We start from the raw sequence: 12,038 nt of genomic DNA on the forward strand, positions 1-12,038 counted from the left end.
CAGGCATTTGCTGCCCTGAAAGAGTGCATTTACATAACAAGCGCAAAATCCATACTCGATAGAAATCGTACCAAATAACAACAAATGTTAACAATCAGCATTAAATGTTGCACAGATGATTGCCGCATTTGTGTTTATCCCGATTTTCGCAATCGCAGCCGGAGTGGCGCAATCCCTGCAATACTTAAATCGGTATCATGTGATACGCGAGCCTCCGGAGCATATTTTGAACAGGTTACCTTCGAGCGCATCGGCTTTAGCGTGCAGCGCCCACGCCCTGAATCTCATTGAAAAGCGAACGCTGGATCATGAGGAGATGAAAGCACTTAACCGGGAGGTGATTGAATACTTCAAAGAACATGTCAATCCGGGATTTTTAGAGTATCGCAAATCTGTTACCGCTGGCGGGGATTACGGAGCCGTAGAGTGGCAAGCGGGAGGTTTAAATACGCTTGTCGACACCCAGGGACAGGAGTTTATTGACTGCCTGGGAGGTTTTGGAATTTTCAACGTGGGGCACCGTAATCCAGTTGTAGTTTCCGCCGTACAGAATCAACTTGCGAAACAGCCACTGCATAGCCAGGAGTTGCTCGATCCGTTACGGGCGATGCTGGCGAAAACCCTTGCCGCGCTGACGCCCGGCAAACTGAAATACAGCTTCTTCTGTAATAGCGGCACCGAGTCCGTTGAAGCGGCGCTAAAACTGGCGAAGGCTTATCAGTCACCGCGCGGCAAATTTACTTTTATTGCTACCAGCGGCGCGTTCCACGGCAAATCGCTTGGCGCACTGTCGGCCACGGCGAAATCGACCTTCCGCAAACCGTTTATGCCGCTGCTGCCGGGTTTCCGTCATGTACCGTTTGGCAATATTGAAGCCATGCGCACAGCCCTTAGCGAGTGCAAAAAAACCGGTGATGATGTTGCCGCAGTGATCCTTGAGCCAATTCAGGGCGAAGGTGGTGTAATTCTGCCGCCGCCGGGTTATCTCACCGCCGTACGTAAGCTGTGCGATGAGTTCGGCGCACTGATGATCCTCGATGAAGTGCAAACGGGCATGGGGCGCACGGGCAAGATGTTCGCCTGCGAACATGAGAACGTTCAGCCGGACATCCTGTGCCTGGCGAAAGCCCTCGGCGGCGGCGTAATGCCGATTGGCGCGACCATCGCCACCGAAGAGGTATTCTCAGTGCTGTTCGACAATCCGTTTCTGCATACCACCACTTTTGGCGGCAACCCGCTGGCCTGTGCGGCAGCGCTGGCAACCATCAACGTGTTGCTGGAACAGAATTTACCGGCCCAGGCTGAGCAAAAAGGCGATATGTTGCTGGACGGTTTCCGTCAACTGGCGCGGGAATATCCCGATCTGGTGCAGGACGCGCGCGGCAAAGGAATGTTGATGGCGATTGAGTTTGTTGATAACGAAATCGGCTACAACTTTGCCAGCGAGATGTTCCGCCAGCGCGTGCTGGTTGCCGGAACGCTCAACAATGCCAAAACGATCCGCATTGAACCGCCACTGACACTGAGCATTGAACAGTGTGAGCAGGTGATCAAAGCGGCGCGTAAGGCGCTGGCCGCCATGCGAGTAAGTGTCGAAGAGGCGTAATACCGATGGCGGATAGCGAGGCAAATTCGCCATCCGCCATTTTTTATACGATACGCACGCCCGCAGGCATCATCCGCTCCGGCGTTAATAACACGCTTTCACTGCCGTCATCAGTTTCTGCACACAACAGCATGCATTCCGAAGTTTCACCGCGCATTTTTGCTTTTTGCAGATTGCACAGTACCACCACCGTTTTACCCATCAGCTCTTCTTCGCGGTAGTACGGCACCAGGCTGGTCACGGTTTGCAGCGTTCTTTCACCGACATCAACCTGTACGATGTACAGCTTGTCGGCGTTTTCATGGCGTTTAACTTCCACAATCTTCCCGACACGCATTTCCAGACGCGCAAAATCAGCGTAAGCCACGGTTTCCATTGTTTCTCTCCTTCAAGTAAAATTTTACTAAACTATAGCAAAAGTTTTTCTGAATCCTGTAGGCTAAAAATAGAGAATGCAGGCGTGATCACATTCATAAGCCACTGTGTTACCGTTACAGCGTCAAAGAAACGCGCTTTATTTACTGAAAACAGGTGACCCAATAAGCACTTCCTCTACAATGAAGGCGCACATCAGGGAAAGTAAAAAAGGTAAACATGGCAACACTAAAAGACATCGCAATCGAAGCTGGCGTATCCCTGGCGACAGTATCCAGGGTCTTAAATGACGATCCGACATTGAATGTAAAGGAAGAGACGAAACATCGCATTCTGGAGATCGCAGAAAAGCTGGAGTACAAGACCAGCAGCGCCCGTAAATTACAGACTGGCGCAGTCAACCAGCACCATATTCTGGCCATCTACAGCTACCAGCAGGAGCTGGAGATCAACGACCCTTACTATCTGGCGATCCGTCACGGCATTGAAACCCAGTGCGAAAAGCTGGCGATCGAACTGACCAACTGTTATGAGCACAACGGCTTGCCGGACATTAAAAACGTCACCGGCATTTTAATTGTCGGCAAGCCCACGCCTGCCCTACGCGCCGCCGCCAGTGCGTTAACCGATAATATCTGTTTTATCGACTTTCACGAGCCAGGCAGCAATTACGATGCGGTAGATATCGATCTGGCACGCATCAGTAAAGAAATCATCGATTTCTATATTGCTCAGGGTGTAAATCGCATCGGTTTTATTGGCGGCGAAGACGAGCCAGGCAAAGCAGATATTCGCGAAGCGGCATTTGTCGAGTATGGTCATCTCAAGCACGTTGTGCGCGAAGAGGATATCTGGCGCGGCGGTTTTTCCAGCTCGTCAGGCTATGAACTGGCAAAACAAATGCTGGCGCGGGAAAACTACCCGAAGGCATTGTTTGTCGCTTCCGATTCCATTGCTATCGGCGTACTACGGGCAATTCATGAACGTGGCCTGAACATCCCGCAGGATATTTCGCTTATCAGCGTTAACGACATTCCTACCGCGCGATTTACCTTTCCGCCGCTCTCAACCGTGCGAATCCATTCCGAGATGATGGGAAGCCAGGGCGTTAACCTGTTGTATGAAAAGGCTCGCGATGGTCGCGCGCTGCCGCTGCTAGTCTTCGTTCCCAGCAAATTAAAACTGCGCGGTACAACCCGCTAAATCCCCTCACACACTGTCTGGCAATCGTTTTTGCCGGACAGTGCTGCCGTTTATTTTCGTGATCCAGTTAAAGTAAATGCATTTACCTGCTACTTTTTAGTAAAAATTTTACTAAACTCCCCATCAATTACACAAACTACCATCGCCATAAATGGTTCCGATTTCTCTCTACCGGGAGGCCCTATGAATCGCTGGGAAAACATTCAGCTCACCCACGAAAACCGACTTATGCCGCGTGCGTACTTTTTTTCATATGATTCTGTTGCGCAGGCACGTACCTTTGCCCGCGAAACCAGCAGCCTGTTTCTGCCTTTAAGCGGTCAGTGGAATTTCCATTTTTTTGATCATCCGCTGCAAGTGCCAGAAGCCTTCACCTCTGAGTTAATGGCTGACTGGGGGCATATTACCGTCCCCGCCATGTGGCAAATGGAAGGTCACGGCAAACTGCAATATACCGACGAAGGTTTTCCGTTCCCCATCGATGTGCCGTTTGTTCCCAGCGATAACCCAACCGGTGCCTATCAACGTATTTTCACCCTCAGCGACGGCTGGCAGGGTAAACAGACGCTGATTAAATTTGACGGCGTCGAAACCTATTTTGAAGTCTACGTTAACGGTCAGTATGTTGGCTTCAGCAAGGGCAGTCGCCTGACCGCAGAGTTTGACATCAGTACGATGGTTAAAACTGGCGACAACCTGTTGTGTGTGCGCGTGATGCAGTGGGCTGACTCCACCTACGTGGAAGACCAGGATATGTGGTGGTCGGCGGGGATCTTCCGCGATGTTTATCTGATCGGTAAACAACTGACGCACATTAACGATTTCACCGTGCGTACCGACTTTGACGAAGCCTATTGCGACGCCACACTTTCCTGCGAAGTGGTGCTGGAAAATCTCGCTGCCTCCCCTGCCGTAACGACGCTGGAATATACCCTGTTCGACGGCGAACGCGTGGTGCACCGCAGCGCCATTAATCACCTGGCAATTGAAAAACTGACCAGCGCCAGTTTTGCTTTTACTGTCGAACAGCCGCAGCAATGGTCGGCAGAATCCCCTTATCTTTACCATCTGGTCATGACGCTGAAAGATGCCAACGGCAATGTTCTGGAAGTGGTGCCGCAACGCGTTGGCTTCCGTGATATCAAAGTGCGCGACGGTCTGTTCTGGATCAATAACCGTTATGTGATGCTGCACGGCGTCAATCGCCACGACAACGATCATCGCAAAGGCCGCGCCGTTGGGATAGATCGCGTTGAGAAAGATATCCAGTTGATGAAACAACACAACATCAACTCTGTGCGTACTGCTCACTACCCGAACGATCCGCGTTTTTACGAACTGTGTGATATCTACGGCCTGTTTGTGATGGCGGAAACCGACGTCGAATCGCACGGCTTTGCTAACGTTGGTGATATCAGCCGCATTACCGACGATCCGCAGTGGGAAAAAGTCTACGTCGAGCGCATCGTTCGTCATATTCACGCGCAGAAAAACCATCCGTCGATCATCATCTGGTCGCTGGGCAACGAGTCCGGCTATGGCTGTAACATCCGCGCGATGTACCACGCGGCGAAGGCGCTGGATGACACGCGTCTGGTTCACTACGAAGAAGATCGCGATGCTGAAGTGGTCGATATTATTTCCACCATGTACACCCGCGTGCCGCTGATGAATGAGTTTGGTGAATACCCGCATCCAAAACCGCGCATCATCTGTGAATACGCCCATGCGATGGGTAACGGACCTGGCGGGCTGACGGAATACCAGAACGTCTTCTATAAGCACGATTGCATTCAGGGGCATTATGTCTGGGAGTGGTGTGATCACGGGATCCTGGCGCAGGATGACAACGGCAACGTCTGGTATAAATTCGGCGGCGATTACGGCGACTATCCCAACAACTATAACTTCTGTCTTGATGGTTTGATCTATTCCGATCAGACACCGGGGCCGGGTCTGAAAGAGTACAAACAGGTTATCGCGCCGGTAAAAATTCACGCGTTGGATCTGAATCGCGGCGAACTGAAAGTCGAAAATAAACTGTGGTTTACCACGCTTGATGACTACACCCTGCACGTAGACGTGCGCGCCGAAGGTGAAACGCTCGCGACGCAGCAAATTAAGCTGCGCGACGTTGCGCCGAACAGCGAAGCCCCCTTGCACATCACGCTGCCGCAACTGGACACCCGCGAAGCGTTTCTCAACATTACGGTGACCAAAGATTCCCGCACTCGCTACAGCGACGCCGGGCACCCTATCGCCACTTATCAGTTCCCGCTGAAGGAAAACACTGCGCAGCCTGTGCCTTTCGCGCCGAATAACGCCCATCCGCTGAAGCTGGAAGATGAACGTTTGAGCTGCACCGTTCGCGGCTACAACTTCGCAATCACCTTCTCAAAATTGACTGGCAAACCGACGTCATGGCAGGTGAATGGCGAATCACTGCTGACTCGCGAGCCAAAGATCAACTTCTTCAAGCCAATGATCGACAACCACAAGCAGGAGTACGAAGGACTGTGGCAACCGAATCATTTGCAGATCATGCAGGAGCATCTGCGCGACTTTGCCGTTGAGCAAAGTGATGGCGAGGTGTTGATCATCAGCCGCACGGTTATTGCCCCGCCGGTGTTTGACTTCGGGATGCGCTGCACCTACATCTGGCGCATCGCTGCCGATGGTCAGGTTAACGTGGCACTTTCCGGCGAACGTTACGGCGACTATCCGCACATCATTCCGTGCATCGGTTTCACCATGGGAATTAACGGCGAATACGATCAGGTGGCGTATTACGGACGTGGACCGGGCGAAAACTACGCCGACAGCCAGCAGGCTAACATCATCGATATCTGGCGCAGCAACGTCGATGCCATGTTCGAGAACTATCCCTTCCCGCAGAACAACGGCAACCGCCAGCATGTCCGCTGGGCGGCACTGACTAACCGCCACGGCAGCGGTCTGCTGGTGGTTCCGCAGCGCCCGATTAACTTCAGCGCCTGGCACTATACCCAGGAGAACATCCACGCAGCCCAGCACTGCAACGAGCTGCGGCGCAGCGATGACATCACTCTGAACCTCGACCACCAGTTGCTTGGCCTCGGCTCCAACTCCTGGGGTAGCGAGGTGCTGGACTCCTGGCGCGTCTGGTTCCGTGACTTCAGCTACGGCTTTACGTTGCTGCCAGTTTCTGGCGGAGAAGCCACCGCGCAAAGCCTGGCGTCGCATGAGTTCGGCGCAGGGTTCTTTTCCACGAATTTGCACAGCGAGAATAAGCAATGAGGATCATCGATAACTTAGAACAGTTCCGCCAGATTTACGCCTCTGGCAAGAAGTGGCAACGCTGCGTTGAAGCGATTGAAAATATCGACAATATTCAGCCTGGCGTCGCCCACTCCATCGGTGACTCATTGACCTATCGAGTGGAAAACGACTCCGCGACTGATGCGTTATTTACCGGACATCGCCGCTATTTTGAAGTGCATTACTACCTGCAAGGGCAGCAAAAAATTGAATATGCACCGAAAGAGATGTTACAGGTCGTGGAATATTATCGCGATGAAACTGACCGTGAATATTTAAAGGGCTGCGGAGAAACCGTTGAAGTTCATGAAGGGCAAATCATTATTTGCGATAACCATGAAGCGTATCGGTTTATCTGTAATAACGCAGTCAAAAAGGTCGTTCTCAAAGTCACCATCGAAGATGGTTATTTCCATAACAAATAACAACTACGGCGGCAAAAGGAGTTTGCCGCCACCGCTACCCTACTCATTTTCGGAGATGTGTTATGTCTGATACCAAACGTAATACAATCGGCAAATTCGGCTTGCTCTCGCTGACTTTTGCCGCCGTTTATAGCTTTAATAACGTCATCAATAATAATATTGAGCTTGGACTGGCCTCGGCACCGATGTTTTTCCTCGCGACGATTTTTTATTTTATTCCCTTCTGTCTGATCATCGCAGAATTTGTTTCGTTAAATAAAAACTCGGAAGCTGGTGTCTACGCATGGGTAAAAAGTTCGCTGGGCGGACGTTGGGCATTTATTACTGCCTATACCTACTGGTTCGTGAACCTGTTCTTTTTCACCTCATTATTGCCGCGCGTTATTGCTTACGCCTCGTATGCCTTCCTCGGCTACGAATATATTATGACGCCAGTTGCCACCACCATTATCAGCATGGTGCTGTTCGCCTTCTCCACATGGGTTTCCACCAACGGGGCGAAAATGCTGGGACCAATCACCTCCGTTACTTCAACGCTGATGCTGCTGTTAACGCTCTCCTACATTTTACTGGCAGGTACGGCGCTGGTTGGCGGCGTACAACCTGCAGACCCCATCACCGTTGATGCGATGATCCCGAACTTTAACTGGGCGTTCCTCGGCGTTACCACCTGGATCTTTATGGCAGCAGGCGGCGCAGAGTCCGTTGCTGTGTACGTTAACGACGTTAAAGGCGGATCGAAATCGTTCGTTAAAGTGATCATCCTCGCCGGGATTTTTATCGGTGTACTGTACTCCGTCTCCTCGGTGCTGATTAACGTCTTCGTCAGCAGCAAAGAGTTGAAATTTACTGGCGGATCGGTGCAGGTATTCCACGGCATGGCCGCATACTTTGGTCTGCCGGAAGCATTAATGAACCGCTTTGTTGGCCTTGTGTCCTTTACCGCGATGTTTGGTTCCCTGCTGATGTGGACCGCAACGCCGGTGAAAATTTTCTTTTCCGAAATCCCGGAAGGGATCTTTGGTAAGAAAACCGTCGAACTGAACGAAAACGGCGTTCCGGCGCGCGCGGCGTGGATCCAGTTCCTGATCGTGATCCCACTGATGATTATCCCGATGCTCGGCTCCAATACCGTGCAGGATCTAATGAATACTATTATTAATATGACCGCGGCAGCGTCCATGCTTCCGCCGTTATTCATCATGCTGGCCTATCTGAATTTACGCGCCAAATTAGATCACCTGCCACGTGATTTCCGTATGGGTTCCCGTCGCACCGGTATTATCGTTGTTTCAATGCTGATTGCGATATTTGCCGTAGGATTTGTCGCCTCAACCTTCCCGACCGGTGCAAATATTCTGACCATCATTTTTTATAACGTCGGCGGTATTGTTATTTTCCTCGGCTTTGCGTGGTGGAAATACAGCAAATATATAAAAGGATTAACGGCTGAAGAACGCCATATTGAAGCGACGCCAGCCAACAACGTGGATTAAGCAGACTAATAAAAAATGAGCAGGCATTTTCCCTCTTCCTGGATGGGGAGAGGGAAAATAGTTTCTGCCTGAGTATTTTTAACATTATTAATTATGTCGATAAAAGGCTGTACTTTTTCTTTAGCTCATGGATTAACATTATGAAATTTAATAGTACGCCTTGCAGAGCATTAGTTGCTCTGCCGTTTTGCTACGCGTTTTTTGCGGCCGCTGATGAAGCACGTCCGGCAGAACATGACGACACAAAAACACCCGCGATTACTTCGACGTCTTCTCCTTCATTTCGTTTTTACGGCGAATTAGGGGTTGGTGGATATATGGATTTAGAGGGTGAGAATAAACATAAATACAGTGACGGCACCTATATTGAAGGTGGCCTGGAGATGAAGTATGGCTCCTGGTTCGGCCTGATTTACGGCGAAGGCTGGACCGTGCAGGCCGACCACGACGGCAATGCATGGGTGCCTGACCATAGCTGGGGCGGTTTTGAAGGTGGGATTAACCGTTTCTATGGCGGTTATCGTACCAATGATGGCACCGAAATCATGCTGAGTCTGCGTCAGGATTCCTCACTGGATGACCTGCAATGGTGGGGCGATTTCACGCCCGATCTGGGCTACGTCATTCCCAATACCCGTGACATTATGACCGCGCTGAAGGTACAAAACCTAACCGGTAATTTTCGTTATAGCGTCACCGCCACACCTGCCGGACATCATGACGAAAGCAAAGCCTGGCTGCATTTTGGCAAATACGATCGCTACGACGATAAATACACCTATCCGGCAATGATGAACGGTTACATCCAGTATGACCTTGCCGAAGGCATCACCTGGATGAACGGTCTGGAAATTACCGACGGCACAGGACAGCTTTATCTCACTGGCCTGCTTACCCCTAACTTCGCCGCACGCGCCTGGCACCATACCGGACGCGCCGACGGGCTGGACGTACCGGGAAGTGAAAGCGGGATGATGGTGAGCGCCATGTATGAAGCGTTAAAAGGCATTTATCTCTCCACCGCTTACACCTACGCCAGACATCGCCCTGACCACGCAGACGATGAAACCACCTCTTTCATGCAGTTTGGTATCTGGTACGAATACGGTGGCGGACGTTTCGCTACGGCTTTTGACAGCCGCTTCTACATGAAAAATGCCTCTCACGATCCCAGCGACCAACTCTTCCTGATGCAATATTTTTACTGGTAATAAGGACAGTAATCTCATGAAAATCAAAACCATTTTAACGCCAGTAGCCTGCGCCCTGCTGATGAGCTTTTCCGCCCATGCCGCTAACGCCGACAATTATAAAAACGTGATTAACCGTACCGGCGCGCCGCAGTACATGAAGGATTACGATTACGACGACCACCAGCGTTTTAACCCATTTTTCGATCTCGGTGCCTGGCATGGCCACCTGTTGCCTGACGGCCCGAACACCATGGGTGGCTTTCCGGGCGTTGCACTGCTAACGGAAGAGTACATCAACTTTATGGCCACCAATTTCGACCGCCTGACTGTCTGGCAGGACGGCCAAAAAGTCGACTTCACACTGGAGGCATACAGTATTCCCGGTGCGCTGGTGCAAAAGCTGACAGCAAAAGATGTGCAGATAGAAATGACTCTGCGCTTCGCCACGCCGCGCACGTCACTACTGGAAACCAAAATCACCAGCGATAAACCGCTGGATCTGGTGTGGGACGGCGAGCTGCTGGAAAAACTGGAAGCGAAAGAAGGGAAACCGCTTTCTGATAAAACCATTACTGGCGAGTACCCTGATTATCAACGCAAGATCAGCGCCACCCGTGATGGCCTGAAAGTTACCTTTGGCAAAGTGCGCGCCACCTGGGATCTGCTGACCTCCGGCGAATCGGAATATCAGGTGCATAAATCATTACCGATGCAGACTGAAATCAACGGTAATCGCTTTACCAGTAAGGCGCATATCAACGGTTCGACGACACTCTATACCACCTATTCCCATCTGCTGACCGCCCAGGAAGTCAGCAAAGAACAGATGCAAATCCGCGATATTCTGGCGCGTCCGGCGTTTTATCTCACCGCCTCGCAGCGACGCTGGGAAGAGTACCTGAAGAAAGGGTTAACCAATCCGGATGCGACGCTGGAGCAGACGCGCGTCGCGGTGAAAGCGATCGAAACCCTCAACGGCAACTGGCGTTCGCCGGGCGGTGCGGTGAAATATAACACCGTCACGCCGTCGGTAACCGGGCGTTGGTTCTCCGGCAATCAGACCTGGCCGTGGGATACCTGGAAGCAGGCGTTTGCGATGGCGCATTTCAATCCGGACATCGCCAAAGAGAATATTCGCGCGGTCTTCTCCTGGCAGATCCAACCTGGCGACGCCGTGCGTCCGCAGGATGTGGGATTTGTGCCGGACCTGATTGCGTGGAACCTTAGCCCCGAGCGTGGCGGCGATGGCGGTAACTGGAATGAACGTAATACCAAACCCAGTCTTGCCGCCTGGTCGGTGATGGAAGTGTACAACGTCACCCAGGATAAAGGCTGGTTGGCAGAGATGTACCCGAAACTGGTGGCCTATCACGATTGGTGGTTACGTAACCGCGATCATAACGGCAACGGCGTACCGGAATATGGCGCAACCCGCGATAAAGCCCACAATACTGAGAATGGCGAGATGCTGTTTACAGTGAAAAAAGGCGATAAAGAAGAGACGCAGTCCGGGCTGAACAATTACGCCCGGGTAGTTGAGAAAGGCCAGTACGACAGCCTGGAAATTCCGGCGCAGGTTGCCGCGTCGTGGGAATCGGGGCGTGATGATGCAGCCGTCTTTGGTTTTATCGACAAAGAACAATTGGATAAATATGTCGCTAACGGCGGCAAACGTAGTGACTGGACGGTGAAATTCGCTGAAAACCGCAGTCAGGACGGGACGTTGCTGGGCTACTCGTTGTTACAGGAATCGGTGGATCAGGCCAGCTATATGTACAGCGATAATCATTATCTGGCCGAGATGGCGAAAATCCTCGGCAAACCCGAAGAAGCCAAACGTTATCGCCAGTTGGCAGTACAGCTCGCAGATTACATCAATACTTGTATGTTCGACCCGGCCACACAGTTCTACTATGACATACGCATTGAAGATAAACCGTTAGCGAACGGCTGCGCGGGCAAGCCGATTGTCGAGCGCGGTAAAGGGCCGGAAGGCTGGTCGCCGCTGTTTAATGGTGCAGCAACGCAGGCCAATGCCGACGCGGTGGTGAAGGTGATGCTGGACACCAAAGAGTTCAACACCTTTGTCCCACTGGGAACGGCAGCGTTAACCAATCCGGCCTTTGGCGCGGATATCTACTGGCGCGGGCGCGTATGGGTGGATCAGTTCTGGTTTGCTCTGAAAGGTATGGAGCGTTACGGTTATCGCGATGATGCCCTGAAACTTGCGGATACTTTTTTCCAGCACGCCAAAGGCTTAACCGCCGACGGTCCGATTCAGGAGAATTACAACCCGCTGACCGGCGCACAGCAAGGTGCCCCAAATTTCTCCTGGAGCGCAGCGCATTTGTATATGTTGTATAACGATTTTTTCCGTAAGCAGTAATTTACAACGGCTGGCGGATGCGGCGTGAACGCCTTATCCGCCCTACATGTACGTCCC

Annotated in this window: 8 protein-coding genes; 7 read left to right on the forward strand and 1 reads right to left on the reverse strand. The window is 51.7% G+C overall.

Going from position 1 to position 12,038, the window contains the following annotated elements; all coding sequences use genetic code 11:
* The first annotated feature begins 226 nt into the window (after nt 1-226).
* Nucleotides 227-1,606: a putrescine aminotransferase gene (ygjG, locus tag A1WG_RS15890; RefSeq protein WP_032141512.1), complete on the forward strand. Its 1,380-nt coding sequence runs from the start codon at nt 227-229 to the stop codon at nt 1,604-1,606.
* A gap of 43 nt (nt 1,607-1,649) precedes the next feature.
* Here the strand turns inward: ygjG and A1WG_RS15885 are convergent, their stop codons facing one another.
* Nucleotides 1,650-1,982, reverse strand: a complete 333-nt coding sequence (locus A1WG_RS15885) for a tRNA-binding protein (RefSeq protein ID WP_001517127.1) — start codon at nt 1,980-1,982, stop codon at nt 1,650-1,652.
* Between the two features lie 218 nt (nt 1,983-2,200).
* On the opposite strand from A1WG_RS15885, the gene ebgR reads away from it, so the two are divergent.
* From ebgR to ygjK, 6 genes are all read left to right on the forward strand, one after another.
* Complete coding sequence (gene ebgR, locus A1WG_RS15880) at nt 2,201-3,184, forward strand: transcriptional regulator EbgR (protein WP_001517128.1); 984 nt, start codon at nt 2,201-2,203, stop codon at nt 3,182-3,184.
* Between the two features lie 183 nt (nt 3,185-3,367).
* The gene (ebgA, locus tag A1WG_RS15875) at nt 3,368-6,460 is read left to right on the forward strand and encodes a beta-galactosidase subunit alpha (protein ID WP_001517129.1); all 3,093 of its coding nucleotides are present in this window, start codon (nt 3,368-3,370) and stop codon (nt 6,458-6,460) included.
* Complete coding sequence (locus A1WG_RS15870; RefSeq protein WP_001517130.1) at nt 6,457-6,906, forward strand: beta-galactosidase subunit beta; 450 nt, start codon at nt 6,457-6,459, stop codon at nt 6,904-6,906. The genes ebgA and A1WG_RS15870 overlap by 4 nt, the downstream gene beginning before the upstream one ends.
* 62 nt (nt 6,907-6,968) lie before the next feature.
* Nucleotides 6,969-8,402 (forward strand): amino acid permease, encoded by a 1,434-nt coding sequence (locus A1WG_RS15865; protein WP_001285444.1) that lies wholly within the window; start codon nt 6,969-6,971, stop codon nt 8,400-8,402.
* A 140-nt stretch (nt 8,403-8,542) separates the two neighbouring features.
* Nucleotides 8,543-9,613, forward strand: coding sequence for a protein YgjJ (gene ygjJ, locus A1WG_RS15860; RefSeq protein WP_000671503.1), 1,071 nt, complete (start codon nt 8,543-8,545; stop codon nt 9,611-9,613).
* A gap of 16 nt (nt 9,614-9,629) precedes the next feature.
* Nucleotides 9,630-11,981, forward strand: coding sequence for an alpha-glucosidase (gene ygjK, locus A1WG_RS15855; protein ID WP_000695443.1), 2,352 nt, complete (start codon nt 9,630-9,632; stop codon nt 11,979-11,981).
* Nucleotides 11,982-12,038 lie beyond the last annotated feature (57 nt).

This window comes from Escherichia sp. KTE96, assembly GCF_000408525.1.
Taxonomy (GTDB): domain Bacteria; phylum Pseudomonadota; class Gammaproteobacteria; order Enterobacterales; family Enterobacteriaceae; genus Escherichia; species Escherichia marmotae.

What these genes read in the sequence shown, in the direction of transcription:
- ygjK (WP_000695443.1), top strand. Translation starts at nt 9,630, where the DNA reads ATGAAAATCAAAACCATTTTAACGCCAGTAGCCTGCGCCCTGCTGATG.
- A1WG_RS15865 (WP_001285444.1), top strand. Translation starts at nt 6,969, where the DNA reads ATGTCTGATACCAAACGTAATACAATCGGCAAATTCGGCTTGCTCTCG.
- ebgR (WP_001517128.1), top strand. Translation starts at nt 2,201, where the DNA reads ATGGCAACACTAAAAGACATCGCAATCGAAGCTGGCGTATCCCTGGCG.
- A1WG_RS15870 (WP_001517130.1), top strand. Translation starts at nt 6,457, where the DNA reads ATGAGGATCATCGATAACTTAGAACAGTTCCGCCAGATTTACGCCTCT.
- ebgA (WP_001517129.1), top strand. Translation starts at nt 3,368, where the DNA reads ATGAATCGCTGGGAAAACATTCAGCTCACCCACGAAAACCGACTTATG.
- A1WG_RS15885 (WP_001517127.1), bottom strand. Translation starts at nt 1,982, where the DNA reads ATGGAAACCGTGGCTTACGCTGATTTTGCGCGTCTGGAAATGCGTGTC.
- ygjJ (WP_000671503.1), top strand. Translation starts at nt 8,543, where the DNA reads ATGAAATTTAATAGTACGCCTTGCAGAGCATTAGTTGCTCTGCCGTTT.